Source organism: Novosphingobium pokkalii (assembly GCF_014652855.1).
Taxonomy (GTDB): Bacteria; Pseudomonadota; Alphaproteobacteria; order Sphingomonadales; family Sphingomonadaceae; genus Novosphingobium; species Novosphingobium pokkalii.
Window position 1 is genome coordinate 93,742 of record NZ_BMZP01000011.1, and the last position, 15,219, is coordinate 108,960.

The following is a 15,219-nucleotide window of genomic DNA, read 5'->3' on the forward strand; positions in this document are numbered from 1 at the left end:
CCGCCTAAAAGTTAGCCAACCTAACTTATTGGATCGGAGAAAGCGCGATGCGCGAACGCCTTCAGCATTACATCGACGGCCAGTGGGTCGATAGCCAGGGTGGCCGTCGCCATGAAGTGATCAACCCGGCGACCGAGGAACCGTGCGCCGCGATCACGCTGGGCACCCCAGCCGATGTCGATGCCGCCGTCGCTGCCGCCCGCCGCGCCTTCAAGACGTTCAGCCGCACCACGCGCGAGGAACGGCTCGCCCTGCTTGGCCGCGTGGTGGAAGAATACAAGAAGCGCATTCCCGACCTTGCCCACGCCATGGCCGAGGAAATGGGGGCGCCGCTCAGCTTTGCCAGCACCGCCCAGGTCGGCGCGGGCATCGGCGGCTTCATGGGCACGATCGCCGCGCTCCAGAATTTCCAGTTCGTGGAAGACAACGGCGCGTTCAAGGTGGCCTATGAACCGATCGGCGTCGTCGGCCTGATCACGCCCTGGAACTGGCCACTCAACCAGATCGCGTTGAAAGTGGCGCCGGCCCTGGCGGCGGGCAACACCATGGTGCTCAAGCCGTCGGAAGAATGCCCGACCTGCGCCGCGATCCTGGCCGAAGTGATGGATGCCGCCAGCGTGCCGCCCGGCGTGTTCAACCTGGTCCAGGGCGATGGCCCCGGCGTGGGCACCGCGATCAGCAGCCATCCCGATATCGACATGGTCAGCTTCACCGGTTCGACCCGCGCCGGGATCATGGTGGCCAAGGCGGCGGCCGACACTGTCAAGCGCGTGCACCAGGAACTGGGCGGCAAGTCTCCCAACCTCGTGCTGCCCGATGCCGATTTTGCCAGCCAGCTTCCCGCCACGGCCTCTGGCCCGCTGGTCAATTCGGGGCAGAGCTGCATCTGCCCCTCGCGCATCCTCGTCCCGCGCGAGCGCCAGGCCGAAGCCGCCGCGTTCGTCAAGGCGATGTACAGCGCCGCCAAGGTGGGCAATCCGCTGGAAGAAGGCGGCCACCTCGGCCCGGTGGTCAACAAGGCGCAGCATGACAAGATTCGCGGCCTGATCCAGTCCGCGATCGATGAAGGCGCCACGCTGGAATGCGGCGGCCCCGATCTGCCGGCCGAAGTCAACCGCGGCTATTACATTGCGCCGACGCTGTTTTCCAACGTCACGCCGGACATGCGGATCGCCAAGGAGGAAATCTTCGGCCCGGTGGCGACGATCATTCCCTACGACAGCCTGGACGAAGCGATCGAGATCGCCAACGACACCAGCTATGGCCTGTCGGCCTGCATCACCGGCGATCCGGCCAAGGCCGCCGACGTGGTGCCGGCGCTGCGCGCGGGGATGGTGGCGATCAACAACTGGGGGCCGACGCCGGGCGCGCCGTTCGGTGGCTACAAGCAATCGGGCAATGGCCGCGAGGGCGGGCTCTATGGCCTGAAGGACTTCATGGAAATGAAAGCAATCAGCGGCCTGCCGGCCTGATGACGTGAAAAAGGCCGCTCCCTGCCGGGGGCGGCCTTTTGCTGTGTCACACCAGGATTTTCAGGCCGATTCGAGGCCAGCCTGCAACGGCACCTGGCGCACCCGCTTGCCGGTGGCGGCAAAGATCGCGTTGGCCACGGCCGGGGCAATCACGGCGGCGGGCGGCTCGCCCATCCCGCCCGGTGCGTTGTCGGTCGGCATCACGTGCGTGATCACGCGGGGCGCCTCGTTCATGCGCAATGGGCGCACGTCGTTGTAGTTGGATTGGGCAATCCGCCCCTTGTCCAGCGTCACCCCGCCATAGAGCGCGGCGGACAGGGCAAAGATCACCCCGCCCTCGATCTGGGCCTTCACGCCCAGCGGGTTGATCGCCGGCCCGCAATCGACCGCCACGGTCACCTGCGGCACGGCGATCTGCCGCTGCGCGTCCACTTTCACGTGCGCCACGGCCGCCAGGCAGGTATCCCAGATGTGCAGCACGGCCAGGCCCAGCCCTTCGCCCTTGGGCAAGGCCTTGCCCCAGCCGGCTTCGGCCGCCGCCTTTTGCAGCACGGCGCGGGCGCGCGGATCGATGATGCGGGCCAGGCGCCAGGCCAGCGGATCCTGCCCGGCTGCCAGCGCCAATTCATCGGCAAAGCTTTCGATCACGAACGTGTTGCGCAGGCCGCCCACGCCGCGCCACCAGCCGGTGGGCATGGCGCTTTCGACCTGCTTGAACGTCACCAGCCGCGCCTTGGCCGGATAGAGCGGGGCAGTCGCGCCATCCACGGCATCGTCGTCCACGCCGTTGAACTTGTCCCCGAGGAAGCGCGCCATCACCGCCGAACCGGCGATGCGATGCTCCCACGCCGTGACGTTGCCGGCGGCATCGAGGCTGGCGCTGATGCGGTCTGCATAGGCGGGGCGCACCATGTCGTGCTGGATGTCTTCCTCGCGCGTCCACACCAGCTTGACCGGATAGGGCACCTTGGCGGCCAGGCTGACGGCGCGCTCCACCATGTCGGTTTCCAGCCGCCGGCCAAAGCCGCCACCCATCAGGAAATTGTGCAGCCGCACCTTGTCTTCGGCAACGCCGGCCACGCGGGCGGCGGCAGCGCGGGCATCGCTGGGCACTTGCGTGCCGGTCCACACTTCCACGCCCTGCGGCGTGACATGGGCGGTGCAGTTGCCCGGCTCCATCGTGGCGTGGGCCAGGAACGGCTGGTGATAGAGCGCTTCCACCGTCCTGGCCGCGCCGGTCCGCGCGGCGGCCAGATCGCCTTCCGCCTTGGCCGTCACGCCCGGCCGGGCCACGGCGGCGGTCAGCGCGGCATCCACCTGCGCCTGGTCCAGCCCGGCGTTGGCGCCCTCGTTCCAGCGCGGCGCGGCCGCTTCCAGGCCCTTCTTCGCGGTCCACAGGCTGTCGGCAGTGACGAACAGGCAATCGTCGAGCGCCACCACATCGGCCACGCCGGGCACGGCCCTGGCGGCGGCGGCATCATGACCGGCCAGCTTGCCGCCGAACACCGGCGACTGCGCCAGCGTGGCGATTTTCATGCCCGGCACCTGGACATCGATGCCGAACGGCGCCGTGCCGCGCACCTTGCCGGCGCTGTCCAGCCGGCGCTGGTCCCTGCCGATCACTTTCCAGGCCGAGGGCGGCACCGGCACGGCATCGGTGGGCACGCGCGTGGCGGCATCGGCGACCAGAGCGGCAAAGGCCAGGCGCTGGCCCGTGGCGGGATTGGTCACCGCGCCATCGGCCAGGGTGAGGCCATCGGGCATGACTTTCCAGCGCCGCGCCGCCGCATCGACCAGCGCCATGCGCGCATTGGCAGCCGCCTGGCGCAGCGGCTTCCACAGCTCGCGGATTGAGGTCGAGCCGCCCGTGGTCGTGTCCACCGGCGCAAAGCGGGCGCGGTCTGCCTCGGGAATCGACACGTCGATCGCGGTGGGCGCAAGGCCCAGTTCCTCGGCCACCAGCATGGTCAGGGCGGTCATGATGCCCTGGCCCATCTCGGTCTTGGGCAGGGCCAGCGAGACTTTGCCATCGGCCAGCACGGCGAGGTAGCCGTTGGCGGAAAGCTGGGCCGGCGCGGTCGACAAGGCGCGGTGCAGCGGCACGACGAGCGCGCCGGCGAGCACGGCCGAGCCGGCCAGGAAAGCGCGGCGCGAGGTGGCGGGGGAAATGGTCATGGCCATGCGCCTCACGCCTTGATCGTGTCGGCGGCGCGATGGATCGCGGCGCGGATGCGGTTGTAGGTGCCGCAGCGGCAGATATTGCCGCTCATGCCTTCATCGATGGCGGCATCATCGGGCGTGGGATTGGCCTTGAGCAGCGCCGCGGCCGCCACGATCTGGCCCGGCTGGCAATAGCCGCACTGCACCACGTCCAGCTCTTCCCAGGCCGCCGCCAGGGCTTTGCCCAGCGGTTGCCCGGTCAGGCCGGCGATCGTGGTCACGGCCTTGCCGGCGACGGCCGAAACCGGCGTCTGGCAGGCGAACTGGCGCTCGCCATCGACCAGCACGCTACACGCGCCGCACAGGCCCGCTCCGCATCCGAACTTGACGCCGGTGATCCCGGCAATGTCGCGCAAGGCCCACAGCAGCGGCATGTCATCGGCCACGGCGAGGGAACGTTGCTGGCCGTCGATCGTCAGCGAAACGGGCATGGGCAGTGCTCCGAAGGTATCAGTGCAGCGTCTTGAGGTAGGCAATCACGTCGGCGCGCTTCTTGGCATCGGGAATGGCCACGACCATGCGCGTACCAGGCACCAGCTTGCCCGGCGCGGTGAGGAAGGTGTCAAGCGTCTTGGGATCCCAGGTCTTGCCCGAGTTCTTGAGCGCGGTGGAATAGGCGAACTGGGTGGAACCAGCCTTGCGCCCGACCACGCCCCACAGGTTGGGCGCGGCAAAGCCCTTGGCCCCGGCGGTGTTGACATGGCACATCTGGCACTGCTGCTTGAACGTGGCAGCGCCAGCAGCAGCGTTCTGGGCCTGGGCCGCAGGCGCCGTCACGGCTGCGGCCAGGCCAACCAGGGCAGAAACAAACAGGGGGATGCGACGCATTCTCGATCGTCCTTCAGGTGTTGATCGCAAGACATTCCGGCTCCCGCTCGGCGCCGGAATCAAAAAGTGGGATCGAAGGCGGCCGGCCCGCACGGACCACCGCCAGCGGCATCGTTGTGCACGATCGGCCGGCAAAGGTCCATCGATTCAGGCGGCCAGCCATGGCTTGCCGCCCGTCACACCCCCAGCCGGTCACGCAGCGTGTACCACAGCGATCCCAGCGTGGAGAGCGGCGCGCGGAAGCGCTGCCCGCCCGGAAATGGCGGATGGGGCAGATCGGCAAAGACATCGAACCGGGCATGCTGCCCGCCGATCGCCTCGGCCAGCAGGCGCCCCAGCAACTGCGTGGTCGTCACGCCATGGCCGCTGTCACCATGCGAATAATAGATACTGGGCGAAAGGCGGCCGATCTGCGGCATGCGGCTGAGCGTCATGGCAAAGGTGCCGCTCCACGCGAAATCGAGCTTCACGTCCTGCAACTGCGGGAAAGTCTTGACCAGGCCGGGGCGGATCTTGGCCTCGACGCTGGCCGGATCCTGCCCGCCATAGACGATGCCCCCGCCATAGAGCAGCCGGCCATCGGCGGTGCGGCGGAAATAGTCGAGGATGTAGTTGGCATCCTCCACGCAGGCGTTGCTGGGCAGCAATTGCGCGGCAAGATCCCCCAGCGGCTCGGTCGTCACCACCTGGCTCGACACCGGCATGATCTGGCCAAACAGCTTGGGCTGGGTCTTGCCGAGATAGGCATTGCCGCAGACCACCAGCGTTTGCGCGGTAACGACGCCTTGCGCCGTGGTCACGCGGGGCTGCGGGCCGCTGTCATCGATGGTCAGAACGCGGCTATATTCGAACAGGCGCCCGCCCAGCGCCTCGAACGCGGCGGCTTCGCCCAGCAGGTAGTTGAGCGGATGGAAATGGCCACGCAACGGATCAAGAATGCCGCCGACGTAGCGATCGCTCCGGACATGGGCACGCAAGGCTGCGCGGTCCAGCACCTGCACATCGCCATGGCCATGCGCGGCCCAGACCTTTGCCTCTTCCTCCAGGCCACGCATCTGCTTGGCCGTCAGCGCCACGCCCAGCCCGCCATCGACCAGATCACAGGCAATGCCGTATTTCGCCACGCGCTGGCGGATGATGTCGGCCCCTTCCAGCGCCACTTTGCCCAGTTCGCGCGCCACGTCCGGGCCGTGCCGCGCCTCCAGCACATCGAGCCCGCGCGAATAGCCGTTGATCAGTTGCCCGCCGTTGCGGCCCGATGCGCCCCAGCCCACGCGCTCGCTTTCCAGCACGATCACGTCCACGCCGCGCTCGGCCAGTTCCAGCGCCACCGACAGGCCGGTGAAGCCCGCGCCGATCACGCAGACCGTGGCGTGATGCGCGCCTTGCAGCACGGGCCGCTGCGGCGCGGGATTGGCACTTGCAGCATACCAGGTCGGCATGCCGGCATAGCGCGCAGAGGGGCGCCGGCCCTGTACCACCATGTCCATCACAGCAATCCCAGGTAGGTATCGTACTCAAAGCGGTCGATCTGGGCCAGGAACGCCGCGCGGTCCTGCTGCTTGCAGGCCAGGAAGATGTCGCGGAAGCGCGCCCCGAACATCTCTTCGGCCCGCGCCGAAGCGGCAAAGGCCGCCTGGGCCACGCCCCATTCCACCGGCAGCGGCGCGCCTTCGCCCGGATGCAGCGGGTCTTGCGCGGGCGGAGGCATCACGCCTTGTTCGATGCCCTGGAGCATGGCGCCGAGCATCGCCGCCATGGCGACATGCGGGTTCACGTCCGCCCCGGAAATGCGATGTTCGATCCGCGTGGCCTTGGCATCGCCCACGATCACCCGCACTGCGGCCGAGCGATCGTCGATCCCCCAGCTTGCCGAGACCGGCGCATGGACATCGGGGCGGAAGCGGCGGAACGAGTTGTAGTTGGGGGCAAAGGCCAGCATCGTTTCGGGCATGGCCGCCAGCAGGCCGGCCACCGCATGCAACAGCGTGTCGGCCGGGCCACCTTCGGGCCGGGCCAGCACGTTCTTGCCCGCGCCATCATTCAGGCTGGCGTGGATGTGCATGCCGCTGCCCGAGCAATCGCCATAGGGCTTGGCCATGAACGTGGCGCCCAGGCCATGGTGCGCCGCTAGGGCGCGCACGATCCGCTTCATCAGCACGGTATCGTCGGCGGCCGCCAGCGCGTCGGCGCGGTGCAGCAGGTTCAGTTCGTATTGCCCCGGTCCGGCCTCGCTGATCACGGCGTCGGCGGGAATGCCCATGGCGTGGGCCAGCTCCATGATCTGGTCGAACAGCGCGGCATGGGCGCTGAGCGCCGTGGTCGACAGCGTGTCATTGCGGCGCAGGTTGCCGTCGGGCGGCACCGGCACGCCGTTGTCCAGGCGATAGAGATAGAATTCCAGTTCCGTCGCGACCACCGGCGTCAGCCCGCGCGCGGCATAGCGCGCCAGCAGGGCCTGGAGCATGCCGCGCGGATCGGCCACGACCGGGCCGCCGTCCTTGTCCACCATGCCCAGGAAGACTTGCGCGCTGTCCTCGCCCAGCCAGGGCGCCTTGCTCCAGCGGCCCGCCACCGGCCAGCACAGCCCATCGGGATCGCCCGTGCCAAAGGCAAGCCCGGCGCCGGCGACGTCACAGCCCCAAGCATCCAGGGCAAAGACCGACAGCGGCATCGGCAGGCCCTTGGCGGCCAGGGCCAGCGCCTTGTCGCGCACCAGCCATTTGCCCTTGGGCGCGCCGTTCACGTCGGTTAGGAATGCCTCCACCCGGGTCACTTCGGGATGGGCAGCCAGCCAGTCGGCAAAGGACGATGCGGTTTCTTGTGTCATGGTGTGATCACATATGAAAACACCCGCGCCCTGTCCAGCCCGGATCGTACCATGCAGATGGGCTTTTCCGGGCGATCCGGTCCTTTTCCTGCCGTACAAGCTACAAGGCAATGCGCCGACGCACCTTGCACGGCGCGCCACAATGACTATTAGTGATCACACATTGCAAAAGCCGGATCGACCACAACCATGACCTCTGCGCCCCCTACCCTGCCCACCCGCCTGCCGGCCCACCACGTGATCGGCGGCGCCCAGGTGCCGGCCGCCACGGGCGCCACGCTGGACACCGTCAACCCCGGCACGGGCCAAGTGATCGGCACGTTGCCGGCCGGTGACGCGCAGGACGTGGACCGTGCCGTGGCCAGCGCGCGCCAGCGCTTTGAAAGCGGCCAGTGGCGCGACATGAAGCCGGCCGAGCGCAAGAAGCGCCTGCTCGCGCTGGCCGACAAGCTGGAAGCGGCGGCGGAGGAATTCGCGGTTCTCGAAACGATCGATTCGGGCAAGCCGATCAGCGACACCCGCAATGTCGACGTGCCCCTCGCGCTGGGCACCCTGCGCTTTTACGCCGAGGCGGTGGACAAGGTCCATGGCGAGGTCGGCCCCACCGGGCCGGACAAGTTTTCCTATGCCGTGCACGATCCGCTGGGGGTGATCGGCGCGATCGTGCCGTGGAATTTCCCGCTGCTGATGGCGATGTGGAAAATCGCCCCGGCGCTGGCAATGGGCAATTCGATGGTGGTCAAGCCTTCGGAGCTGTCCTCGCTCACCGCGCTGCGCTTTGCCGAACTGGCGCTGGAGGCAGGCCTGCCCGATGGCGTGCTCAACGTCGTCACCGGCACCGGACAGGATGCCGGCGCCGCGCTGGCCCTGCATCCCGACGTGGACATGATCACGTTCACCGGCTCCGGCCCGGTCGGGCGGCAGTTGATGCGCTATTCGGCCGACAGCAATCTCAAGCGTGTCAGCCTGGAGCTGGGCGGCAAGAGCCCGCACATCGTCTTTGCCGACTATCCCGATCTCGATCGCGCGGCAGCAGCGGCCGCCTGGGGCATCTTCTACAACCAGGGCCAGGTCTGCACCGCCGGATCCCGCCTGCTGGTGCAGCGTTCGATCCATGCCGAGTTCGTGGAGAAAGTCCTGGCCGTGGCCCGGACCATCCGCCCCGGCGATCCGCTCGATCCGGCCACGCAACTGGGTGCGGTGATCAGTGAAAAGCAGATGGAAGGCGTGCTCACCCGCATTGCCCGCGCCCAGCAGGAAGGCGCCGCGCTGCGCCTGGGCGGCAGCCGTGCCCGCGTCGAGACCGGCGGCTTCTACCTCGATCCCACGGTGTTCGACAGTGTCAGCAACGCCAGCAGCCTGGCGCAGGAGGAAGTGTTTGGCCCGGTGCTGGCGGTCGTGCCGTTCGACACGCCCGAAGAGGCCCTGGCTCTGGCCAACGACACCGACTATGGCCTTGCCTCGGGCCTGTGGACCGGATCGATCGACGTGGCCCACGCCTTTGCCCGCCGCCTGCGCGCCGGGCTGGTGTGGATCAACGGCTGGGACGCCTGCGACATCACCATGCCGTTCGGCGGGTTCAAGCAATCCGGCTTTGGCCGCGACCGCAGCCTTCACGCGCTCTACAAATATGCCGACATGAAATCGGTGACGATCTCGCTGTCGCAAGGTTTTCCCGCATGAGCCGCCCGCTGCTGGGCGTTTCGTGCTGCCTGCGTCCGGGCGATGCCGAACCGGTGCATGGCGTGATCGACCGCTATCTGCGCGCGCCGGCCAGCCATGCCGATGCCGACGTGGTGCTGGTGCCCGCGCTGCCAGGCCTGACCGACTGGGCCAGCCTGGCCAGCCGGCTCGATGGCCTGCTGCTCACCGGCAGCCCGTCGAACATGGAGCCTTGGCGCTATGGCGGCAGCCAGGGCGATGGCCCGTTCGACCCCGCGCGCGACACCGCCACGCTGGCGCTGGGCGATGCCATGCTGCGCGCCGGCAAGCCGGTGTTCGGCATCTGCCGGGGATTCCAGGAATTGAACGTGGCGTTTGGCGGCAGCTTGCAGACCCTGCCCACCGACGGGCCGGTGGCCCACCACGCGCCCGACGGCGTCAGCCTGGCAGAGATGTTTGCCGCCACGCATCCCGTGGCGCTCAGCCCCGGCGGCATCCTGGCACAGGCACTGGGCGAAAGCATCACCGTCAACACCGTGCACTATCAGGGCGTGAAGGACCTGGGCCAGGGCCTGCGCGTGGAAGCCACCGCCGCCGATGGACTGGTCGAGGCGTTTTCGGCGCAAGTCGGCGCCGCCCCGGTGCTGGCCGTGCAATGGCACCCGGAATGGGATGCCGACAGCAACCCGGCCTCGGCCTGGTTCTTCCAGCGGCTCGGCCAGGCCCTGCGCGGCAATTGACGCTGCGGCAAGCGAACGAGCATATTAGGCGTTGACCGCAAGGCAGCTCGCGCATAGGTGTGATCGCAGATAACGGGGGAATCCCCGGCAACGACAACAAGGCGCCCATGACAAGCAAGGGCGCCACGCAGGCAGGCATATTCACACCACCGCTGCGGATGCCGTTCCAACGGCATCTGTGGCCAGCTTTGGTTATGCGCTGATGTTTTTGGGGAAATTGCCACCGATGGGGATCATGCTGCGATGAACAGCGCATGGAACAACAGCGCATCCGGCAGCAGGGCTTCCTTCCTTGCCGTGATCACCGCGCCCGCCGCCTGGATCACCCTGTTCTTCGTGATCCCGCTCAGCGTGATCTGGGCCTACAGCTTTGGCCGCACCCTGGGCCTGACCGAAGTGGCGGTGACCGGCACGCTCAGCAACTACGTGCGGGTGTTCGATCCGGTCTACCTGCTCATCTTTGCCAAGTCGCTGGTCTTTGCCGGGCTGACCACGGCGGTGTGCCTGGTGATCGGATTTCCCTATGCCCTGGCGATGACCTTTGCCTCTGACCGGGGCAAGATCCTGCTGCTGCTCGGCATCATGCTGCCGTTCTGGACCAACCTGCTGGTCCGCACTTATGCGCTGATGGCGGTGATGCGCACCGAAGGCTACATCAACGATGCGTTCGGCCTCGTCGGGCTTGGCCCGTTCGAGATGCTGCACACCAATTTCGCAGTGATCGTCGGCCTGGTCTATGTCCACCTGCCTTTCATCATCCTGCCGCTCTATTCCACGCTCGATCGCATGGACCGCTCGCTGATCGAGGCCAGCCTCGACCTGGGCGCCGGGCACATCGCCACGATCTTCAAGGTGATCATTCCCATCGCCAAGCCGGGCATCCTTTCGGCGATCATGCTCACCTTCATTCCCGCGCTCGGCTCCTACCTCACGCCGGACCTGCTCGGCGGGCCGGACAGCCAGATGATCGCCAGCGTGATCGAACGCCAGTTCAAGCGCGCCAACGACTGGCCGTTCGGCGCTGCGCTGTCGTTCATGCTGATGTACCTCACGCTGCTGGCGATGGGCCTGCGCGCGATCCAGGATCGCCGCGCCGCCCGCACCCGCAGCCAGGGAGATGCCTGATGGCCAAAGCTCTCGATGCCAAGCCCGGCCCGCTCGAATACAGCCGCCGCTGGCCCTTGCGCCTGTGGGTTGGCGCGGTGATCCTGTTCCTCTACCTGCCGCTGGCCAGCCTGGTGGTGTTCAGCTTCAACGACAGCCGCCGCACCATCCGCTGGGAGGGCTTCACGCTCGACTGGTATGGCACGATGTGGAACGATTCGGCGCTGATCGATGCCTTTACCAATTCCCTGACCATCGCGTTCATCTCGATGCTGTTCAGCGTGGTGCTGGGGGCGCTGACCGCGATTGCCCTGTGGCGCTTCCGCTTTCCCGGCAAGGGCCTGTTCGATGGCGCGGTGACGCTGCCGATCGTGGTGCCGGAAATCTGCATGGGGGTGGCCATGCTGGTATTCTTTGGCCAAATCGTGCCCTGGCCGCGCGACCTGGTCTGGCCATTCGACCTGGGCGCGATCATCATTGCCCACATCACGTTCAGCTTCCCCTTCGTTGCCGTGGTTGTCCGCGCCCGCCTCGCGAGCTTCAACCGCGAGATGGAGGAAGCCGCGCGCGATCTGGGCGCCAGCGAGCTGCGCGCGCTGTGGGACGTGCTGCTGCCCCATGTGCGCCCGGCGCTGATCTCGGGCGGGCTGCTGGCCTTCACGCTCAGCCTCGACGATTTCGTGATCACCTTCTTCACCTCTGGCCCCAACACGGTGACTTTTCCGGTGAAGATCTATTCGATGGTGCGCTTCTCGGTCACGCCCGAGGTCAACGCCGCCTCCACCGTGCTGATGCTCATCACCATTGCGCTGACCGCCATCGGCATGAAGCTCCAGGGCCGCGACCTGGCCCAGGGCCATTGATCTGACACAGGATTTCCCCATGACCCAGCCTCTCATCCAGTTCGAGAACGTGACCAAGCGGTTCGGCTCGTTCATCGCGGTGGACGATGTCAGCCTCGATATCCAGCGCGGCGAGTTCTTCTCGCTGCTCGGCCCCTCGGGCTGCGGCAAGACCACGCTGCTGCGCATGCTCGCGGGCCTGGAAATGCCCAGCGAAGGCCGCATCCTGATTGATGGCGTGGACATGAGCGCCACCCCGCCCAACCGCCGCCCGGTCAACATGGTGTTCCAGTCCTACGCCGTGTTCCCGCACCTGACGGTGGCCGACAATGTCGCCTATGGCCTCAAGATCGACCGCGTGGCCAAGGACGAGCGCGAGGCCCGCGTGGCCGAGGCGCTGCGCCTGGTGAAGCTCGACGAGTTCGGCCACCGCAAGCCGGACCAGCTTTCGGGCGGCCAGCGCCAGCGCGTCGCACTCGCCCGCGCCCTGGTGAAAAAGCCCAAGGTGCTGCTGCTCGACGAGCCGCTGTCGGCACTCGATGCCAAGCTGCGCGATGCGATGCGCGCGGAACTGGCGCAGATCCAGCACGATGTCGGCGTGACGTTCGTGATGGTCACCCACGACCAGGACGAGGCCCTGGCCATGGCCAGCCGCTGCGCCCTGATGAACCGGGGCCGCCTGCAACAAGTGGCGGCGCCGGGCGATCTCTACGAATATCCCGCCAACCGTTTCGTGGCGGACTTCATCGGCACGATCAACATGTTCGAGGGTCGCCTGAGCGTAGACGAGCCCGACCATGCCGCCGTTACCGCGCCCGAACTGCCGGCGCCGATCTATGTCAGCCATGGCGTGACCGGCGCGCCCGACACGCCGGTGTGGGTGGGCATCCGCCCAGAAAAGATCGCCATGACCCCGGCGCACGAAGGCCGCCCGGCCGGCCCGGCGGCGTGCCCGGATGCCAATGTGCTGGCCGGCACGATCGTCCGTTCGGCCTATCTCGGCAGCGAAACGCTCTACGATGTCGAGGCCGAAGGCGGCGCCACATTCAAGGTGGTGCGCACCAACGGCGAACGCACGCTTGCCCCCAGCCTGCCGGTGGGCGAAGCGGTGTGGCTGAGCTGGACGCCCACTGCGCCGGTCGTGCTGCTGGGCTGAACCACAGCGGCGGGCGCCCGCGGATTGTCACTTCTGTTATGGTTTAGAGTGATCTAGAGCCGGGATGACGTTTCAATGAAACGCCATCACGCTCTAGATATCTGTGGTCGTGCTATTTTTGACAAAAACCGGTTCCCACTTTTTGTCATCACACTCTAGAGCCGGGATGATCCAGGGGAGAAGACCGATGAAACGCCTGCTTGTGCCCGCCTTGCTGCTGTTGCTCGTGCCCACCGCCCACGCCCAAGAAGCGGTGGTTGCCGCGCCCGATGCGGAAAGCCTGTTCACCAGCCCCGATCCTGCGCTCAACCGCAACAAGCAGGCCGCGCTGCACATCGTCAAGGATCTGCTCGAATGCGGGCAGTGGGACAAGGCCGGGCAATACCTGACCCCGCGCTATATCCAGCACAATCCGATGGTGCCGTCGGGCCGGGACACCGTGGTCCACTTCTTTACCGAAGTGGTCAAGGTCAAGCCCAAGGCCTGCCCCGCGCGCATGACCACGCCGGTGGTTTCCGTCACGGCAGAGGCGGACCGCGTCGTCGTCAGCTTTGCGCGCACGCTCAAGGATCCCAAGGATTCCGCCAAGACCTATACCACCACCTGGTTCGACATGTGGCGCTTTGTCGATGGCAAGGCCGACGAGCACTGGGACGGCGCTACGCTGGGCGATGTCGCGCCCTGAGCGCCGGTGCAGGGTCTGAACGGCTGACCGTCAGGAGAGGCGCGCTCTCCCGACGGCGACACCCGAGGTCTCAGAGCGGGTTATCGAGCTTGGTCACCGCTTCGTTGCTCTTGCGCTGCGTGGTGTGCAACTGGCGCGGCTGGGCGAAGCTGGCCAGAACCTTGGGATCGCGACCATAGATGTCGGCAAAGCTGCGCATCACGCCGTTCACGTCGCGCGCCACGGTGAAATAGGTGATGTAGACCGGAAACGGCTTGGTCATCGGCACCTTGGTATACTTGCCCGAGAGGTTGTATTCGACCGCCGTTTCCTTGGGCAGGTCGGCCCCCAGGATGGCCATGGTCATGGCCAGTTCGGTGGCGCGTTCGGCGCGGATGCAGCCGTGCGAGAGCGCGCGGTTTTCCTGCGCGAACAGGTTCCGGTTGGGCGTATCGTGGATATAGATGGCAAACTCGTTGGGCATGTCGAGCTTCACGCGGCCCAGCGAATTGTTCTCGCCGGGTTGCTGCACGACCTGGATCGTGCCGTCGGACAATTGCTTGACCGCATAGTTGAGCCGCTTGGCCTTGGCCGGATGAGCCAGCAGGTCTGCGCCCAGCCCTTCGCCCTTCACGATTGACTGCGGCACCGTCCAGGTGGGGTTGAACACCACGTTCTCGACCATCTCGGCCAGTTGCGGCGTGGCGGTCTTGCCCGGCTTGCCCACGATGGCGCGATAGGTGGTGATGATCTGGTTGTTCACCGTCAGCCGCAGCATCTGCTCGGGCACGTTGATCATCAGGTATTGCAGGCCCAGATCGCGCGCCAGCCAGCGCCAGCGGTCCATGTTGGCGCGCACCAGGGCGAGCTTGGCCGGATCCTTGGTGGTCTGGAGCAACTGGCGCAGCAGCGCATAGTCCGGATGGGTGGGCAGCAGGCTGCGCAGCGTCCCTTTCACGTCATGCGTTTCGGTGGCTTGGGCGAGCAAAGCCGAATTGGGATGCAGGTCCTGGTCGGGGTCCACGGCGAACCACTGCTCGCGCGCGGTCATCGGGGTGCGCCCGTCGCGCAGGTCTTCGGCCAGCCACACGAAGAGCTTGCTGGCAAGCTGGTTGAGATCGTCGCCCTCGCCCTTGGCGATCGCGGCGGCCAGGGCGGCCGGCTGATAGTCGCGTGCGAACAGGCCTTCGCTGCCGATGCCGCGAATGGCAGAGAGCAAGTCCTTGGCGTCCTGCAAGGTCCACGCTGCCACCGGCGGCGGCGCTTCCACTTCGGGCTGGGCCGGCGGCGGCGTGGGCACGGCGACGGCGGAGGGGCTGGCACTCGGCGCAGGGGCCGGCGTGGCAGGGGCGCTGGGCACCACGGTGGGAGCCGGGCGCGGCGCGCTCTGGGCCTGCGCGGTCAGGTCGACCGGCCCCTTGCTGTCCTGCGTGCGGGCGAAAGCGGGCGCGGAAAGCGTGTTTCCGGCAAGCAGGGTGGCCAGGGCCAGCGTCGGCACGCCCATAAGGCGCGCACGGTTGCGGCGCAGCGGCCAGGTCTTGCGGGGGGTCATCGGTTCGAAATTCCCTGTTGCCATTCGGTTGCACGCACTTGGTGCACGGTTCATCTCATGCCCCACACGGTTTCGCCAATCAAGCAAGCAGGCTTTCGCCAACCTGAATCCCATTGGCATGCAGAGCAATTCTTTGCCGAAAACGTGCA

At 67.0% G+C, this 15,219-nt stretch carries 13 protein-coding genes; 7 read left to right on the top strand and 6 right to left on the bottom strand.

From position 1 onward, the window contains the following. The first annotated feature begins 47 nt into the window (after positions 1-47). Positions 48-1,472 carry an aldehyde dehydrogenase family protein gene (locus IE191_RS12870; RefSeq protein WP_191324767.1) on the top strand — a complete coding sequence of 475 codons (1,425 nt, stop codon included), beginning with the start codon at positions 48-50 and terminating at the stop codon, positions 1,470-1,472. Between the two features lie 60 nt (positions 1,473-1,532). Here the strand turns inward: IE191_RS12870 and IE191_RS12875 are convergent, their stop codons facing one another. From IE191_RS12875 to IE191_RS12895, 5 genes are all read right to left on the bottom strand, one after another. Beyond that, positions 1,533-3,647 carry a xanthine dehydrogenase family protein molybdopterin-binding subunit gene (locus IE191_RS12875; protein ID WP_229815338.1) on the bottom strand — a complete coding sequence of 705 codons (2,115 nt, stop codon included), beginning with the start codon at positions 3,645-3,647 and terminating at the stop codon, positions 1,533-1,535. 11 nt (positions 3,648-3,658) lie between these two features. Further along, complete coding sequence (locus tag IE191_RS12880) at positions 3,659-4,123, bottom strand: (2Fe-2S)-binding protein (protein ID WP_191324769.1); 465 nt, start codon at positions 4,121-4,123, stop codon at positions 3,659-3,661. A 19-nt stretch (positions 4,124-4,142) separates the two neighbouring features. Continuing rightward, positions 4,143-4,520 carry a c-type cytochrome gene (locus IE191_RS12885; RefSeq protein ID WP_191324770.1) on the bottom strand — a complete coding sequence of 126 codons (378 nt, stop codon included), beginning with the start codon at positions 4,518-4,520 and terminating at the stop codon, positions 4,143-4,145. Between the two features lie 176 nt (positions 4,521-4,696). Further along, the gene (locus tag IE191_RS12890; protein ID WP_229815340.1) at positions 4,697-6,010 is read right to left on the bottom strand and encodes an NAD(P)/FAD-dependent oxidoreductase; all 1,314 of its coding nucleotides are present in this window, start codon (positions 6,008-6,010) and stop codon (positions 4,697-4,699) included. Beyond that, on the bottom strand, positions 6,010-7,350 hold the full coding sequence (locus tag IE191_RS12895) for a glutamine synthetase family protein (RefSeq protein ID WP_191324771.1): 1,341 nt from the start codon (positions 7,348-7,350) through the stop codon (positions 6,010-6,012). Before IE191_RS12895 ends, IE191_RS12890 begins: the two co-directional genes overlap by 1 nt. A gap of 189 nt (positions 7,351-7,539) precedes the next feature. Between IE191_RS12895 and IE191_RS12900 the strand changes: the two genes are divergently transcribed. The 6 genes from IE191_RS12900 (at position 7,540) to IE191_RS12925 (ending at position 13,539) form a co-directional block, all read left to right on the top strand. Further along, on the top strand, positions 7,540-9,033 hold the full coding sequence (locus tag IE191_RS12900) for an aldehyde dehydrogenase (protein WP_191324772.1): 1,494 nt from the start codon (positions 7,540-7,542) through the stop codon (positions 9,031-9,033). Next, complete coding sequence (locus IE191_RS12905; protein ID WP_191324773.1) at positions 9,030-9,752, top strand: gamma-glutamyl-gamma-aminobutyrate hydrolase family protein; 723 nt, start codon at positions 9,030-9,032, stop codon at positions 9,750-9,752. Before IE191_RS12900 ends, IE191_RS12905 begins: the two co-directional genes overlap by 4 nt. Positions 9,753-9,995: 243 nt before the next feature. Continuing rightward, positions 9,996-10,877 (top strand): ABC transporter permease, encoded by an 882-nt coding sequence (locus tag IE191_RS12910; protein ID WP_191324774.1) that lies wholly within the window; start codon positions 9,996-9,998, stop codon positions 10,875-10,877. Beyond that, complete coding sequence (locus IE191_RS12915) at positions 10,877-11,719, top strand: ABC transporter permease (RefSeq protein WP_191324775.1); 843 nt, start codon at positions 10,877-10,879, stop codon at positions 11,717-11,719. The genes IE191_RS12910 and IE191_RS12915 overlap by 1 nt, the downstream gene beginning before the upstream one ends. Positions 11,720-11,738: 19 nt before the next feature. Further along, the gene (locus IE191_RS12920; protein ID WP_191324776.1) at positions 11,739-12,854 is read left to right on the top strand and encodes an ABC transporter ATP-binding protein; all 1,116 of its coding nucleotides are present in this window, start codon (positions 11,739-11,741) and stop codon (positions 12,852-12,854) included. Between the two features lie 187 nt (positions 12,855-13,041). After that, positions 13,042-13,539, top strand: a complete 498-nt coding sequence (locus IE191_RS12925; RefSeq protein ID WP_191324777.1) for a nuclear transport factor 2 family protein — start codon at positions 13,042-13,044, stop codon at positions 13,537-13,539. 70 nt (positions 13,540-13,609) lie between these two features. On the opposite strand, the gene IE191_RS12930 is transcribed toward IE191_RS12925, so the two are convergent. Beyond that, positions 13,610-15,070 carry a L,D-transpeptidase family protein gene (locus IE191_RS12930; RefSeq protein WP_229815342.1) on the bottom strand — a complete coding sequence of 487 codons (1,461 nt, stop codon included), beginning with the start codon at positions 15,068-15,070 and terminating at the stop codon, positions 13,610-13,612. Positions 15,071-15,219 lie beyond the last annotated feature (149 nt).